General features: G+C 68.6%; 13 protein-coding genes. 5 read left to right on the top strand and 8 right to left on the bottom strand.

Annotated features, from left to right (window positions below):
• Nucleotides 1–138 precede the first annotated feature (138 nt).
• The gene (locus AC07PF_RS12205; protein ID WP_494612020.1) at nucleotides 139–993 is read right to left on the bottom strand and encodes an SDR family oxidoreductase; all 855 of its coding nucleotides are present in this window, start codon (nucleotides 991–993) and stop codon (nucleotides 139–141) included.
• A 90-nt stretch (nucleotides 994–1,083) separates the two neighbouring features.
• Here AC07PF_RS12205 and AC07PF_RS12200 point away from each other — a divergent pair, with 90 nt between their 5' ends.
• From AC07PF_RS12200 to AC07PF_RS12190, 3 genes are read left to right on the top strand one after another with little or no spacing between them, the layout of a single operon-like run.
• On the top strand, nucleotides 1,084–1,563 hold the full coding sequence (locus AC07PF_RS12200) for a winged helix-turn-helix transcriptional regulator (protein ID WP_494612019.1): 480 nt from the start codon (nucleotides 1,084–1,086) through the stop codon (nucleotides 1,561–1,563).
• A 49-nt stretch (nucleotides 1,564–1,612) separates the two neighbouring features.
• A complete protein-coding gene (locus AC07PF_RS12195; RefSeq protein ID WP_494612018.1) occupies nucleotides 1,613–2,113 on the top strand; it encodes a GNAT family N-acetyltransferase in 501 nt (166 codons plus the stop codon).
• A gap of 18 nt (nucleotides 2,114–2,131) precedes the next feature.
• The gene (locus AC07PF_RS12190) at nucleotides 2,132–2,542 is read left to right on the top strand and encodes a YybH family protein (protein ID WP_494612017.1); all 411 of its coding nucleotides are present in this window, start codon (nucleotides 2,132–2,134) and stop codon (nucleotides 2,540–2,542) included.
• A 33-nt stretch (nucleotides 2,543–2,575) separates the two neighbouring features.
• Here the strand turns inward: AC07PF_RS12190 and AC07PF_RS12185 are convergent, their stop codons facing one another.
• The 7 genes from AC07PF_RS12185 to AC07PF_RS12155 form a co-directional block, all read right to left on the bottom strand.
• On the bottom strand, nucleotides 2,576–2,905 hold the full coding sequence (locus AC07PF_RS12185) for a DUF4345 domain-containing protein (RefSeq protein ID WP_494612016.1): 330 nt from the start codon (nucleotides 2,903–2,905) through the stop codon (nucleotides 2,576–2,578).
• Nucleotides 2,906–3,036: 131 nt separating this feature from the next.
• Entirely contained in the window at nucleotides 3,037–3,651 is a 615-nt protein-coding gene (locus AC07PF_RS12180) for a TetR/AcrR family transcriptional regulator (RefSeq protein WP_494612015.1), read from the bottom strand.
• 159 nt (nucleotides 3,652–3,810) lie between these two features.
• Nucleotides 3,811–4,674 (bottom strand): isocitrate lyase/PEP mutase family protein, encoded by an 864-nt coding sequence (locus AC07PF_RS12175; RefSeq protein WP_494612014.1) that lies wholly within the window; start codon nucleotides 4,672–4,674, stop codon nucleotides 3,811–3,813.
• A 43-nt stretch (nucleotides 4,675–4,717) separates the two neighbouring features.
• Nucleotides 4,718–5,911, bottom strand: a complete 1,194-nt coding sequence (prpF, locus tag AC07PF_RS12170; protein WP_494612013.1) for a 2-methylaconitate cis-trans isomerase PrpF — start codon at nucleotides 5,909–5,911, stop codon at nucleotides 4,718–4,720.
• Nucleotide 5,912: 1 nt separating this feature from the next.
• Entirely contained in the window at nucleotides 5,913–8,531 is a 2,619-nt protein-coding gene (gene acnD / locus AC07PF_RS12165; protein WP_494612012.1) for a Fe/S-dependent 2-methylisocitrate dehydratase AcnD, read from the bottom strand.
• A gap of 35 nt (nucleotides 8,532–8,566) precedes the next feature.
• Complete coding sequence (prpC, locus tag AC07PF_RS12160; protein ID WP_494612011.1) at nucleotides 8,567–9,721, bottom strand: bifunctional 2-methylcitrate synthase/citrate synthase; 1,155 nt, start codon at nucleotides 9,719–9,721, stop codon at nucleotides 8,567–8,569.
• A gap of 49 nt (nucleotides 9,722–9,770) precedes the next feature.
• The gene (locus AC07PF_RS12155) at nucleotides 9,771–10,148 is read right to left on the bottom strand and encodes an acyl-CoA thioesterase (protein ID WP_494612010.1); all 378 of its coding nucleotides are present in this window, start codon (nucleotides 10,146–10,148) and stop codon (nucleotides 9,771–9,773) included.
• A 118-nt stretch (nucleotides 10,149–10,266) separates the two neighbouring features.
• Between AC07PF_RS12155 and AC07PF_RS12150 the strand changes: the two genes are divergently transcribed.
• Both AC07PF_RS12150 and AC07PF_RS12145 read left to right on the top strand, forming a co-directional pair.
• Nucleotides 10,267–11,769 carry a short-chain fatty acyl-CoA regulator family protein gene (locus AC07PF_RS12150; RefSeq protein WP_494612008.1) on the top strand — a complete coding sequence of 501 codons (1,503 nt, stop codon included), beginning with the start codon at nucleotides 10,267–10,269 and terminating at the stop codon, nucleotides 11,767–11,769.
• Nucleotides 11,770–11,922: 153 nt separating this feature from the next.
• Nucleotides 11,923–15,075, top strand: coding sequence for a bifunctional diguanylate cyclase/phosphodiesterase (locus tag AC07PF_RS12145; protein WP_494612007.1), 3,153 nt, complete (start codon nucleotides 11,923–11,925; stop codon nucleotides 15,073–15,075).
• Nucleotides 15,076–15,327: the final 252 nt, after the last annotated feature.

The following is a 15,327-nucleotide window of genomic DNA, read 5'->3' as shown; positions in this document are numbered from 1 at the left end:
CATCGTCAGGCTCTTACAGCCCAACCGCCCCCAGTACCATTTTGGTATTGGGGGCGTTTGCTTTGGGGCGGCCGAAATGCGCTGCCAACAGGCTATCCAGTTTCAGAAAAGGGCCGCCTTGTGCGGCCCCAATGCCCATCAGCCCTTCAGCGCTGCCGCCACCGTGGTTGCCAGCGGCGTCGTGGCGCGGCCGATCAGCTGGCTGAGCTGGTGGCAATCGTCGAACAGCGCACCCTTGGCCGCTGCGGCGTCCGAATCGGCCAGCAGCGCGGCAAAGCCGGCCGGCAGGCCCACCTGCACCAGGGCGGCCTGGTAGTCGGCCTCGGGCAGGTCCTTGTAGACCACGTTCTTGCCCGACTGGCGCGCAATTTCCGCCGCCAGGTCGGCGAGGGTGTAGGCGTTGTCGCCTGCGAGTTCGTACACCCGGCCGGCCTGGCCGTCGGTGGCCAGCACCACGGCCGCGGCCTCGGCATAGTCCACACGGGCTGCCGAGGCGATGCGGCCGCTGCCCGCGCTGCCCAGCACGGCGCCATGGGCGAGCGCGGCCGGCACGCTGGCCGTGTAGTTCTCTGTGTACCAGCCATTGCGCAGCAGCACCACGGGCAGGCCCGAGGCGCGCAGCAGGGCTTCGGTCTCCACGTGCTCTGCCGCCAGGCCCAAGAGGGAGCTGTCGGCGCGCAGCACGCTGGTGTAGGCCAGCAGTTGCACCTGGGCACGTTGGGCGGCGTCGATCACCGCCTTGTGCTGTGCCGTGCGCTGGCCCACCTCGCTCGATGAAATCAGCAGCAGCTTGTGCACGCCCTGGAAGGCGGCATCGAGCGTGTCGGGCTGCGTGTAGTCTGCCTTGCGCACCTGCACGCCCAGGGCAGCCAGGTCCTGGGCCTTTTCGGGGCTGCGCACGGCCGCGACGATCTGGGCTGCGGGAATGGTCTTGAGCAGGGACTGGATGACGAGGCGGCCGAGCTGGCCGGTGGCTCCGGTGATGGCGATCATGGTGAAAAACCCTTGGTTGAAAAAGACAGAGAAGGCAGAATAGCGGTCAAGCTAACTTTTCGTAAGTACGTACATAAAGGTAAGTACCCCATGCCTGCCCGCATTGCATCCACCCCCGCCGAGACTGCTCCCCGCGAAGGCATTGCCGAAAAGCTGCAGCGCGGCCAGCTGTTCTCGCCCGACTGCCCCTCGCGCGCCGTGCTGCAGCATGTGACCAGCCGCTGGGGCGTGCTGGTGCTGGTGGCCCTGCTGGCCGGTACGCACCGCTTCAGCGACCTGTGCCGCAAGGTGGGTGGTGTCAGCGAGAAGATGCTGGCCCAGACCCTGCAGTGGCTGGAGAGCGATGGCTTCGTGCTGCGCGTCTCGCACCCCGTGGTGCCGCCGCACGTCGAGTACAGCCTGACCCCCATGGGCACCGAGGTGGCACGCCAGGTCGAAGGCCTGGTGGACTGGATCGAGGGCAACCTGCACCGCATCATGGACAAGCACCGTGCGGATGCGGCAGGTGCCAGCGCTGCGGCGCCTCCTGCCGACCTCGGAGCCGGGTGGGTGTTCTCCGCCGCGCTGTAGACTGTCTTCGGTCCGGGGAAGGGGCCCTGGCTGAATGGAGATCCGTGGGATGAACCTGTCCATCGAACCGGTGGCGCCAGCGCATTTCGAGGGCCTGTGGCGCGCGCTCGACACGGTCGCGCGCGAGAAGCGCTTTCTGGCCTTTACCCAGGCTCCGCCCTTTGAGTCCTCGCGCAGCTTTTATGAGCACATCATCGCCAACGACCAGTGCCAGGTGGTGGCCGTGGCCGATGGCCAGGTCGTGGGCTGGTGCGACGTGCTGCCCGGCATGGGGCAAACGCGGGCGCATGTGGGCACCCTGGGCATCGGGCTGATCCCTTGTGCGCGTCACCAGGGCATCGGGTCCCGGTTGATGCGTGCCGCCATCGATGGTGCCTGGGCCCGCGGCCTGACCCGCATCGAGCTGAGCGTGCGCGCCGACAACGCCAATGCCAAGGCGCTGTACGAACGCCTGGGCTTCGAGCTCGAGGGCATCCGCCGCCGGTCGGTGCGGGTGGATGGCGAGTACCACGACAGCTACGCCATGGCGCTGCTGCGCGATGGTGGCTGATCACCTGGGAGAGGTTTCATGCAGAGCGATGAAGATCAGATCCGGCAACTGGTTGCCACCTGGATGTCCGCCACCAGGGCTGGCGATGTCGAGACCGTCATGGGTTTGATGGCCGATGACGTTGTTTTCCTCATGCCGGGCAAGGTGCCCATGTCCAAGGCGGATTTTCGGGCTGCTGCGCAGGCGCAGACCAGTGCTGCCGGGCCGAAGATCGACGGCAGGAGCGAGATCCTGGAGGTGCAGGTGGCCGGTGAATGGGCCTTTGCCCGTGCGCAGCTCACGGTGACGGTCACGCCGCCCGGTGGGGCTGCGGCACCTGTGGTGCGTGCGGGGCCGGTGCTCACGGTGTTTCGCAAGGAGCAAGGGCGCTGGTTGTTGGCGCGCGATGCGAACATGCTGGTGGTGCAGCAAGCAGACAGCGCCGTCTGAGTACCTGGGCGTGCCCGTCTTGCGGTGCGTCGCTCAGGTCGTTCTGTGCAAGCCGCGCCGCAGCCACACGATGAGCACCGGCGGCAGCAACAGGTCCACCGCCGTGATGCCGATGAGCGCAGGGGAGGGCGCGCCATGCAGTCCCCAGGCCACGGCGCGGGCCAGGCCGGCGGCGAACAGCACCGCCAGGGTGGCCACGACGATGGGCTCGTAGCGGCGCAGGTCCTGCAGGCCGATCCACAGGGCAATGCCCAGCAGCGAAAAGGTCACGCCGTAGAAGCGGTTCTGGCTGTCCAGCGAGGGGTCGGCCGCCATCTGCGCCGAGACCGGCACGCCCAGCATCAGGTCGGCATGCATGCCCATGGTGAGATGGAGTGCCGCGACGGCGACAAGGCGATGGACAGAATCCTCAGGACCAGCTGCAGTGCGCGCATGGAGAACATCCTTGGTTGATGATGGGGTGGTGGGTGACAGTGATGGGAAGGTGGCAGTGCTCAGCCCGCGGGCGGCAGTCCGATGCCCATCCGGCAGAACGACTGCACTGCGTGGACGAGGCGCTTGCGGCCCGATGGGCTGGGGGACTCGCCGGCATCGTCGACGGCGCCATGGACGGCGCTGAACACCATGACCGCCACGAGGTGGGCGTTGTCGGCGCTCCAGGCACCAGCCTGCGCGCCCTGGGTGATGAGCTCCGCCAGATCGCGGACCACGGGGTTGGCCTGGTGCAGTCGGTCGTGGGCGGGGTGCATCTGGTGAAAGACCAGATCGTGCAGGGCGCGTTCGTCCAGGTAGGCATTCACCGCGGCGCCGATCCAGCCGTCGAAGCGGGCGATCCAGTCCGAGGGCGGATGCCGGCCCGCGGCCGCCTGCAGGCGCTCCTGAAAGCGGGCGACAAAGCGTTCCCTCAGGGCTGCGAGCACATCGTCCTTGGTCTTGAAGTAGACGTAGCAGGTGCCCTTGGCCACCCCGGCGCCCTTGACGATTTCGTCCACGCTGGTCTCGTTGAAGCCCTTGCCCAGGAACAGGGCCTGCGCCGCGTCCATCAGCTCCTCGCGGCGGACTTCGGCGGGCTTGGTACGGGGCTGGCGGGTGGGGGCGGTGGAGCGCATGCGGCGGTAGAGCGGTGCCTGGAGTGGATGGCTTTGTAATTTGACTGACCGTCAGTCAATTGTAGGGCAAATAACGAATTTCCCGCTGTGGCGTTCCCTTGAGGTGGCTGCAACAGGGTGCTCCGTGCGCGGGGGCGCGGCCAGGGGCCGCGCACTGCGTCACCGGTACTTCTGCTCCAGCGCATCCCATTCGCTCTTGCGCACCAGCCGCTGGCGCTCTGCAAACGGCGCCACCAGGGCAGGGTCCTCGTCGATGCGTTTGGTATCGCGCAGCACGGTCAGCGCCTTCTGCATGCCTGCCACCGCGCCCTGCAGCGCGGCGTTGGCGTACAGCACGATGCCGTAGCCCAGGCCGGCCAGTTCCTCGGCGCTGAAGATGGGGGTCTTGCCGCCGATCACCATGTTCATGAGCTGGGGCCTGTCGGCCAGGCGCCGGGGCAGGGCGCGGATCTCCTCGGCCGTGGTCACGGCCTCAACGAACAGGATGTCGGCGCCGGCCTCGCCAAAGCGCTGCGCGCGTTCCACGGCGGCCTCGAAGCCCTGGGTGGCGCAGGCATCGGTGCGGGCCAGGATGAGGGTGTCGGGATCGCGGCGGGCGTCCACGGCCGCCTTGATCTTGCCCAGCATCTCCTCGGTGCTGATCACCTCCTTGCCGTTGAAGTGCCCGCAGCGCTTGGGGCTGACCTGGTCTTCGAGCTGGATGCAGTCGGCGCCCGCACGCTCCAGCGTGCGCACGGCGTGGTAGGTGTTGAGCGCGTTGCCGAAGCCGGTGTCGGCGTCCACGATCAGCGGCAGGTCCACTGCATCGCGGATGCGCGCCGTGTGGTCGGCGATGTCGGTCAGGCCCATGAAGGCCTGGTCCGGCAGGCCGAACCACATGTTGGTGACACCGGCGCCGGTGACGTAGATCGCCTCGAAGCCCAGATCGGCCACCACGCGGGCAGAAAGGGCGTTGAAGGCGCCGGGAACGAGGATGCCGCGGCGCGATTCGGCCAGGGCCTTGAGGGTCTTGCGGGTGGACATGGAGGGATGAATGAGAGATCTTGAACAGGGTTCTTGAAAGGCGTCAGAAGGCGTCGCCGGGCACATGCACCCAGCCGCTCATGAGCACGCGGGCGCTGCGGCCCATCAGGGCCTTGGTCACCGTCCATTCGCCATTGGATTGCTGCGTGGCCTCGGCGCCCACGCGCAGGGTGCCCGAGGGGTGGCCAAAGCGCACGGCGCTGCGCTGCCCGCCACCGGCGGCCAGGTTCACCAGCGTGCCGGGGATGGCCGCAGCGGTGGCGATGGCCACGGCCGCCGTGCCCATCATGGCGTGGTGCAGCCGGCCCATGGACAGGGCGCGCACCAGCAGGTCCACATCGGCGGCGGCCACCGCCTTGCCGCTCGACGCGGTGTAGCTGGCCGGTGGCGCGACGAAGGCCAGCTTGGGTGTGTGCTGGCGTCGCGCGGCATCGTCCACCGTGGCGATCAGCCCCATGCGCACAGCGCCATGGGCGCGGATGGCCTCGAAGCGGGCCAGCGCAGCGGGGTCGCCGTTGATTGCATCCTGCAGCTCGGTACCGGTGTAGCCGATGTCGGCCGCATTGACGAAGATGGTGGGGATGCCCGCATTGATCATCGTGGCGCGCAGTGTGCCCACGCCGGGCACGGCCAGGTCGTCCACCACATTTCCGGTCGGGAACATGGCGCCGCCCGCACCGTCCTCGTCGGCCGCCGGGTCCCTGAATTCAAGCTGCACCTCGGCCGCAGGGAAGGTGACGCCATCGAGCTCGAAATCGCCGGTCTCCTGCACGGCCCCGCCGGTGATGGGCACCTGCGCGATGATGGTCTTGCCGATGTTGGCCTGCCAGATGCGCACCGTGGCGATACCGTCGTGCGGCACGCGGGCGGCATCCACCAGGCCGTTGGCGATGGCGAACGGCCCCACGGCGGCCGACAGGTTGCCGCAGTTGCCGCTCCAGTCGACGAAGGCCGCGTCGATGGACACCTGGCCGAAGAGGTAGTCCACGTCGTGGCCGGGCCGGGTGCTGGGCGCCAGGATCACCACCTTGCTGGTGCTCGACGTGGCGCCGCCCATGCCGTCGGTCTGCTTGCCATAGGGGTCGGGGCTGCCGGCCACGCGCAGCAGCAGCGCATCGCGCGCGGCGCCGGGCAGCTGGGTTGCGGCGGGCAGGTCCTGCAGGCGAAAGAACACGCCCTTGCTGGTGCCGCCACGCATGTAGGTGGCGGGGATCTGGATCTGGGGTGCGTGGGGCATGTCAGGCGGCCTGTGGCTGGGGGGATGCGGTTTTGGCGGAAGCAAGAAAGTCCTGGGCGAAGCGCTGGAGCACGCCGCCGGCCTCGTAGATCGAGACTTCCTCGGCGGTGTCCAGCCGGCAGGTCATGGGCACATCGACGTGCTCTCCATTCCTGCGCCGCACCACCAGCACGAGGTCGGCGCGCGGGCGGCGTTCGCCCACCACATCGTACGTCTCCGTGCCGTCGAGGCCCAGGGTCAGCCGGCTGGTGCCGGGCTTGAACTCCAGCGGCAGCACGCCCATGCCGATCAGGTTGGTGCGGTGGATGCGCTCGAAGCCCTCGGCCGCGATCGCCTCCACCCCCGCCAGGCGCACGCCCTTGGCCGCCCAGTCGCGCGACGAGCCCTGGCCGTAGTCGGCGCCGGCAATGATGATCAGCGGCTGGCCGCGCTGCATGTAGGTCTCGATGCCCTCCCACATGCGCACCACCTGGCCCTCGGGCTCGATGCGGGTGAACGAGCCTTTCTTCACCCGGCCGTCGACCACGGCCATCTCGTTGACCAGTTGCGGGTTGGCAAAGGTCGCGCGCTGGGCTGTGAGGTGGTCGCCCCGGTGCGTGGCGTAGGAGTTGAAATCCTCCTCAGGCAGGCCCATCTTGTGCAGGTATTCGCCGGCCGCGCTGTCCATGAGGATGGCGTTGGAGGGCGAGAGGTGGTCGGTGGTGATGTTGTCGGGCAGCACGGCCAGCGGGCGCAGGCCGCTGAGGGTGCGTTCGCCGGCCAGCGCGCCTTCCCAGTAGGGCGGGCGGCGGATGTAGGTGCTTTGCGGGCGCCAGTCGTACAGCGGGCTCACGGCCGCCTCGCCGCTGGCCGCCTGCAGCCGGAACATGGGCTCGTACACGCGGCGGAAATGCTCGGGCTTGACGCTTTGCGCCACGATGGCGTCGATCTCCGCATCGCTGGGCCAGAGATCCTGGAGCCTCACCGGGTGGCCCTGGGCGTCCGTGCCGAGCACGTCCTTTTCAATGTCGAAGCGCACCGTGCCGGCGATCGCGTAGGCCACCACCAGCGGGGGCGAGGCGAGGAAGGCCTGCTTGGCATAGGGGTGGATGCGCCCGTCGAAATTGCGGTTGCCCGAGAGCACGGCCGTGGCGTACAGGTCGCGGTCGATGATCTCCTGCTGGATGGCCGGTGCCAGCGCGCCCGACATGCCGTTGCAGGTGGTGCAGGCAAAGGCCACGATGCCGAAGCCCAGCTGCTCCAGCTCGGCCAGCAGCCCGGCGTCCTCCAGGTACAGCTGCACGGCCTTGGAGCCGGGCGCCAGGGACGACTTGACCCAGGGCTTGCGCACCAGGCCGCGCGCATTGGCATTGCGCGCCAGCAGGCCGGCGGCGATCACGTTGCGCGGGTTGCTGGTGTTGGTGCAGCTGGTGATGGCGGCGATGATGACCGCGCCGTCGGGCATCTGCCCTGGTACCTCGGTCCACGGTGCGGCAATGCCGCGTGCCGCCAGGTCGCGGGTGGGCAGGCGCTTGTGTGGGTTGGAGGGCCCGGCCATGTTGCGCACCACGGTCGCCAGGTCAAAGCGCAGCACGCGCTCGTACTGGGCCGTGGCCAGGGCATCGGCCCACAGGCCGGTCTCTCTGGCATAGGTCTCCACCAGGCGCACCTGCTCCGCCTCGCGGCCCGTGAGGCGCAGGTAGGCGATGGTCTGCTCGTCGATGTAGAACATTGCCGCCGTGGCGCCGAACTCGGGCGCCATGTTGGAGATGGTGGCCCGGTCGCCCAGGGTCAGTGCCGAGGCGCCGGCACCGAAGAACTCGAGGTAGGCGCCCACCACTTTCTGCTGGCGCAGGAACTCGGTCAGGGCCAGCACGGTGTCGGTGGCGGTGATGCCGGGTTGCGGCTGGCCCGTGAGCTCCACGCCCACGATGTCGGGCAGGCGCATCCACGAGGCACGGCCCAGCATCACGCTCTCGGCCTCCAGCCCGCCCACGCCGATGGCGATGACACCGAGCGCATCCACGTGCGGGGTGTGGCTGTCGGTGCCCACCAGCGTGTCGGGGTAGGCCACGCCGCCCTGGGCGTGCACCACGGGCGACATGCGCTCCAGGTTGATCTGGTGCATGATGCCGTTGCCCGGCGGGATCACCTCGACGTTCTTGAACGCCTTTTTCGTCCACTCGATGAAGTGGAAGCGGTCTTCATTGCGCCGGTCCTCGATGGCGCGGTTCTTGGCAAAGGCCTCGGGGTCGTCGCCGCCATGCTCCACGGCCAGCGAATGGTCCACGATGAGCTGGGTGGGCACCACCGGGTTCACCTGTGCCGGGTCGCCGCCCATGTCGGCAATCGCATCGCGCAGGCCGGCCAGGTCCACCAGCGCCGTCTGGCCCAGGATGTCGTGGCACACCACGCGCGCCGGGTACCACGGAAAGTCCAGGTCGCGCCGGCGCTCGATCAGCTGGCGCAGCGAGGCTTCCAGCGTGGCAGGGTCAGAGCGGCGCACCAGGTTCTCGGCATGCACGCGCGAGGTGTAGGGCAGCCCGGCCCAGGCGCCGGGCTCCAGCGTGTCGACCGCCTCGCGGGCGTCGTAGTAGTCCAGCGCGGTGCCGGGCAGGTTCTTGCGGTATCTTGTGTTCATGGACGTGGGGCAGGGCGTGTCGCTTCCTGTCGAATCTACTTGCGCTCGCCGATGGGGACGAAGGCCAGGTCTTCGGGGCCCGTATAGTGGGCGCTCGGGCGGATGATCTTGTTGTCGATGCGCTGTTCGATGATGTGCGCCGCCCAGCCGCTGGTGCGCGCAATGACGAACAGCGGCGTGAACATGGCGGTGGGCACACCCATCATGTGGTAGCTCACGGCGCTGAACCAGTCGAGGTTGGGGAACATCCTTTTCACCTCCCACATCACCGTCTCCAGCCGCTCGGCGATGTCGAACATCTTGGTCGCGCCCGCGTCTTCGGAGAGCTGGCGCGCCACGCGCTTGATGACCTCGTTGCGCGGGTCGCTCACGGTGTAGACCGGGTGGCCGAAGCCGATCACCACCTCCTTGGCCTCCACGCGGCGGCGGATGTCGGCCTCGGCCTCGTCGGCGTTGTCGTAGCGCTTCTGGATCTCGAAGGCCACCTCGTTGGCGCCGCCATGCTTGGGCCCGCGCAGCGCGCCGATGGCGCCGGTGATGCATGAGTACATGTCGCTGCCCGTGCCGGCCACCACGCGCGCGGTGAAGGTGGAGGCATTGAACTCATGCTCCGCATACAGGTTCAGCGAGGTGTGCATGGCGCGCTCCCAGGCGGCCGGGGGCTTCTTGCCGTGCAGCAGGTGCAGGAAATGCGCACCGATGGAGTCGTCGTCCGTCTCCACCTCGATGCGCTTGCCCTGGGTGGACCAGTGGTACCAATACAGCAGCATGGAGCCGAGCGATGCCATCAGCCGGTCGGCGATGTCGCGCGCACCGGGCGTGTGGTGATCGTCCTTCTCGGGCAGCACGCAGCCCAGGGCGGATACGCCGGTGCGCATCACGTCCATGGGGTGGCTGCTGGCGGGCAACTGCTCCAGCGCCTCCTTCACATTGGCTGGCAGGCCGCGCAGGGCCTTCAGGCGCCCCTTGTAGGCGCGCAATTCTGCCTTGGTGGGCAGCTTGCCATGCACCAGCAGGTGGGCGATCTCCTCGAACTCGCAGACATCGGCGATATCGAGGATGTCATAGCCGCGGTAGTGCAGGTCGTTGCCTGTGCGGCCCACGGTGCACAGCGCCGTGTTGCCGGCGGTCACGCCCGAGAGGGCGACGGATTTCTTGGGCTTGAAGCCGGTGGCGAGGGTGTCGCTCATGGGGGCTGTCTCCTGTTGCGAAGAGGTGGGGAAAATTGGAAGAAGAAAATCAGATGCGCTGCGGTCGGCCGTCGCAGTCCACGGCCACCATCTCGAAGGCGCCGCGCAGTGCGGGCTGCTGGTGGCCGGTGTGCAGGTTCTCGGCGCTGCCGCTGACCTCCACGGTCATGGAGCTGTTGCCGGTGCGCACCACCTCGGCCGTGAGCCGCAGCGCCTGGCCCTGGGGCACGGGCGCCATGAACTGCACCTCGCTGCAGCGCGCCATCACCACCGCGCAGCGCGCATGGCGGCTGGCCGTGACGAAGGCCGCCTGGCCCATCAGCAGCAAGGCCTGGCCGCCGAACAGCGTGCCGTAGTGGTTGGTGCGCTCGGGGAACACCATCTCCGTGAAATGCATGGGCTGGTGCAGGGAGCTGGTTTGTTGCATGATTCGCAATGTACGCAAGCCATCGCTCTGCGTACAGGCCTGAATTGGCGAATGATTGCGAAGATAGAATGGATAAATTGCGAATTTTGCGAATGAATCGCGCAGAGGTGCCTGTGTCATGAAGAAGACCTTCATGGGCGTGCGCCTGCGCCGCCTGCGCGAGGAGCGCGGCATGACGCAGGTCGCGCTGGCGCGTGCGCTCGACCTGTCGGCCAGCTACCTCAACCAGCTCGAGCAGAACCAGCGGCCGCTCACGGTGCCGGTGCTGCTCAAGATCAACGCCGTGTTCGGCGTGGACGTGCAGCGCTTTTCGGACGACGACGAGGCGCGCCTGATCACCTGCCTGCGCGAGGTCCTGGCGGACACGCCGCCGGAGGCGGGGGTGGACGGTGCGCAGCAGGCCGTGTCCTTGGCCGAGATCCGCGAACTGGCCTCGGGCATGCCCGCCGTGGCGCGCACCCTGCTGGCCCTGCACCAGCGCCACCGCCAGGCGCTGGAGCGGCTCGATGCCCTGAGCGCCCAGCTGGGCGATGGCCGCAGCGGTGCCCTGGCCAGTGCCGGCCACCAGCCCATGGCCTACGAGGAAGTGCGCGATTTCTTCTTTGCCCGCCACAACCACTTTGCAGAGCTCGACGATGCGGCCGAGCGGCTGGCGGCCGACTGGGCGCTGCAGCCCGGGCGGGCCGACGAGGGGCTGGCGCGCCGCCTGCAGACGGCCCACGGGGTGCACGTGGTGGCCGTGCCCGAGCTGCCGGGCGGGGCGCAGCGCCACTACGATCCTGGCAGCGGGGTGCTGCAACTGGCCCAGGGGCTCGAAGCCGGGCAGCGCGCCTTCCAGATGGCAACGCAGCTGGCCTTCCTGGAGACGGGGCCCGAGCTGCGCCGCCTGGCCGACGGCGCGGGCCTGTCGGGTGACCAGGCGCGGGCACTGGCGCGCATCGGCCTGGCCAACTACTTCGCGGGGGCCTTGCTGCTGCCCTACACCGCCTTCCTGCAGGCGGCCGAGGCGGTGCGCTACGACATCGACCGGCTGGGCCACCAGTTCGGCGTGGGCTTCGAGACGGTGTGCCACCGCCTGTCCACGCTGCAGCGGCCCAGCGCGCGCGGCGTGCCCTTCTTCTTCATCCGGGTGGACCGGGCGGGCAACATCTCCAAGCGCCAGTCGGCCACGCATTTCCACTTCAGCAAGATCGGCGGCACCTGCCCGCTGTGGAACGTGTACGAGGCCTTTGCCCAGCCTGGGCGCATCGTGCCGCAGCTGGCGCGCATGCCGGACGGCCGGGCCTACCTCTGGGTGGCGCGTACCGTCTCGCGCGGCAGTGGCGGGGCCGGGGGCTGGGGTGCGCCGGGCAAGGAGTTCTCGGTGGCGCTGGGCTGCGATGTGCGCCACGCCGCACAACTGGTGTACTCGCGTGGCCTGAACCTGGCCGACCCCGAGGCGGCCGTGCCCATCGGCATGGGCTGCAAGGTCTGCGAGCGCGAGGCCTGCCCGCAGCGGGCGTTCCCACCCATCGGCCAGGTGCTGGATGTGAATGAGAATCGCAGTCGTTTTGCCCCCTATCCTGTTGTGGTGGGGGGATCGCCTCGGGTGCTGGCAAACCCGCCCCCCGGTGTTGCATAAACGGTACGGCAAAAACAGCGACGCTGTTACAAGATGTGGGCCCTTGCATGCCGGATGGAGGGGCCGAATCCCGCTATCCTCATGGGCTGTTGCGGCAGTGCCCCGGCACGCCGTGTGCAACCCTGTCTGGCTTTCGCTGACTCCCTGTTCTGTATGGCTTCGCTCACCCTCAACGGCTTTTATCGGCATTGGTTGCCCGGCCTGGGTGTGGCTGCGGCCGGCTTGCTGCTGAGCTTCGGCCTGGCGCGGCAACAGGCCGATGCGGTCGATGCGGTCGCCAAGGCGCGCCTGACGCAGGAGACGCGGCTGTTCACCGACGCGCTGGTGCAGCGCATCGCCACCCACACCGAGATCGTGCACGGCCTGCGCGGGCTGTTTTCGGCCAACCCGGGGCTCACGCGGGCCGAGTTCGAACGGGTGGCCAGCGAACTCGACATCTCCGAACGCTACCCCGGCGTGCGCAACCTGTCGTTCACGCGGCGGGTGACCCTGGACGAGAAGGCCGACTACGAAGCCCGCGTGCGGGCCGATACCTCGATCAACCCCGCCGGCTATCCCGAATTTTCGATCCGGCCGCCCGGCGAGCGCCCCGAGTACTTCGTGGCCGAGTACCTGTGGCCCATGAAGGGCAACGAGGCGGTGCTGGGTCTGGACATCAGCGCCCAGCCCACCAACCTGGCGGCCATGCGCTACAGCCGCGACAGCGGGAACACCGTGGCGTCGGCGCCGTTCGACCTGGTGCAGGAGCAGACGCACCGCACAGCCTTCGTGATCCGCGTTCCGGTGTATGACCGATCGGGGACGGCCGACCTCAAGCCGCAGGTCTTCCTCGGGGCCGTGGCCGCCACCATCCGGGTCTACGACCTGGTGCGCTTCATGCGCGGCGAGGGCCTGCTCAACGGCATCGCCGTGTCCATCACCGACCAGGGCTCCACCCGCGCCGGCGCCACCGACACCATGGTGCGCGTGCTGCTGCCGCCCACCGCCGAGGCCTTGCCGGATACCGTGCCCTACGAGCGGGACATCCTGGTGCACGACCGGCGCTGGCGCCTGAGCTTCATGCCCACGCAGTCTTTGCTGTCGGTGTCCGAGCGCAGCCTGCCCTGGGCGGCGGGTGGCTCGGGGGCCCTGGTGTCCCTGTTGCTGGCGGCATTGGTTACCTTGCTGGCGCGCCAGCGCACGTTGGCCCTGGCGCGCGCTCAGGTGTCCGACGAGGCCCGGCGCGAGAGCGAAGACCGCTTTCGTGCCCTGTTCAACCAGGCCGCCGTGGGCGTGGCGCAGATCGACACCCGAAGCGGGCGCTTCGTGCGCATCAACCAGAAGTACTGCGACATCCTGGGCTACTCGGGCGAGGAGATGCGCGCGCTCGACTTCCAGGGCGTGAGCCAGCCCGAGGACCTGGCGATCGACCTGGCCCAGATGGAGCGCCTGAAATCCGGCGAGATCAGCGAATACCGCATGGAGAAGCGCTACTTCCACAAGAACGGCTCCGAGGTCTGGGTGGACCTGACCGTCTCTCCCATGTGGACACCGGGCACCTCGCCCGATTTCCACATGGCCGTGGTGCAGGACATCAGCGAGCGCAAGCGCATGGAGAACACCTTGCGCGGCAACGAGGCGCACCTGCGCGGCATCCTGCAGCGCCTGCCGATGGGCCTGTGCCTGGTGCAGAAGGACGGCACCATCTCGTTCCGCAATGAACGCTTTCTGCAGATCTGCGGCTACTCCGCGCAGGAAGTGCCCAATGTGGACGTGTGGTGGGAGCGCAGCTACCCCGACCCCGAGGAGCGCGAGGTGATGCGCAATGCCTGGAGTGAGGAGCGCCAGCGCGCGGACGACAGCGACGGCATCATCGCCGCGGCCGAATACCACTTCCTGTGCCGCGATGGCGTGGTGCGGCCGGTGGAGGTGTCGGGCGTGCGCATCGGGGACGACCACCTCGTCACCCTGCAGGACCTGAGCCAGCGCAAGGCGGCCGAGGACGAGATCAAGAACCTGGCCTACTACGACCCGCTGACCCAGTTGCCCAACCGCCGCCTGCTGATCGACCGGCTGCAGCAGGCGCTCGCCACCAGCGCACGCCACCAGAGCCATGGCGCGCTGCTGCTGCTGGACCTGGACAACTTCAAGACGCTGAACGAGACCCAGGGCCACGACAAGGGCGACACCCTGCTGATGCAGGTGGCCAACCGCCTGCGCGCCTGCGTGCACGAGGACGATACCGTGGCGCGCCAGGGCGGCGACGAGTTCGTGGTGCTGCTCGAGGACCTCGGTGCCACGCCCGAGGAGGCCGCTGCGCGCTGCGAGGAAGCCGGCCAGCGCATCCTCGCGGTGCTGCGCGAGCCCTATGCGCTGGGTCCCGAGGCGCACCACAGCTCGCTGAGCATGGGCGTGACCCTGTTCAGCGGCGTGCGCGAGACGGTGGACGAACTGCTGCGCCGTGCCGACCTGGCCATGTACCAGGCCAAGTCGGCAGGCCGCGACACGCTGCGCTTTTACGACCCCCAGATGCAGGCCGCCGTGAGCGCCCGCGCTGCCATGGAGCTCGACATGCGCGTGGGCCTGGCGCAGGGCCAGTTCGAGCTGTACTACCAGGCGCAGATCGACCAGGGCCGCATCACCGGTGCCGAGGCATTGCTGCGCTGGCGCCACCCGCGCGATGGGTTCGTCTCGCCGGCACAGTTCATTCCGCTGGCCGAGGAGAACGGCCTGATCCTGCCGCTGGGCGAATGGGTGCTGCAGGTGGCTTGCCAGCGCCTGGCGCGCTGGGCGCAGCAGCCCGCCCTGGCCGGCCTGGGCCTGGCGGTGAACGTGAGCCCCCGGCAGTTCCACCAGAGCGGCTTCGTGGCCCAGGTGCTGGCCGCGCTGGCCGGCTCGGGCGCCGACGGCAGCCGCCTCAAGCTGGAGATGACCGAAGGCCTGCTGCTCTCGGACGTGGAAGACACCATCGCCAAGATGGGCCAGCTCAAGGCCTATGGCGTGGGTTTCTCGCTGGACGACTTCGGCACCGGCTATTCCTCGCTGTCCTACCTCAAGCGCCTGCCGCTGGACCAGCTCAAGATCGACCAGAGCTTCGTGCGCGACGTGCTCACCGACCCCAACGACGCGGCCATCGCCCGCACCGTGGTGGCCCTGGGCACCAGCCTGGGCCTGCGCGTCATCGCCGAAGGCGTGGAAACCGAGGCACAGCGCGAGTTCCTGGCGCGCAACAACTGCCATGCCTGGCAGGGCTACCTGCTCAGCCCGCCGCTGCAGGTGGCCGAGTTCGAGGAGCTGGTGCGCCGGCACAATGCCGTGGTCCACTGAGACCGGGAAATCGGCCGTGCGCCGGGGTGGCAGGGGGATGCAGCGCAAGGCGCGGGCTGCCGCCATGCCCGATTGCATGCAAAATTGATAGCGGCCAGGCCTTGGCGGGCAAGCGGCACACGCCATATTTGTTAAATATTGCCGATGGATACGCGGGGATTGGCCGCGAGGCGGCTCCATGCCACGGGAGCCAGCAGGCGGCGCGGTATCATCCCGCTTTACATTGGCCGGTATTTTCCGTCTGGCGCCCGC

The organism is Acidovorax sp. GW821-FHT10A04, from assembly GCF_059415825.1.
The sequence above is the reverse complement of the archived record's forward strand: the minus strand, read 5'-3'. Positions and strand labels throughout refer to the sequence as shown.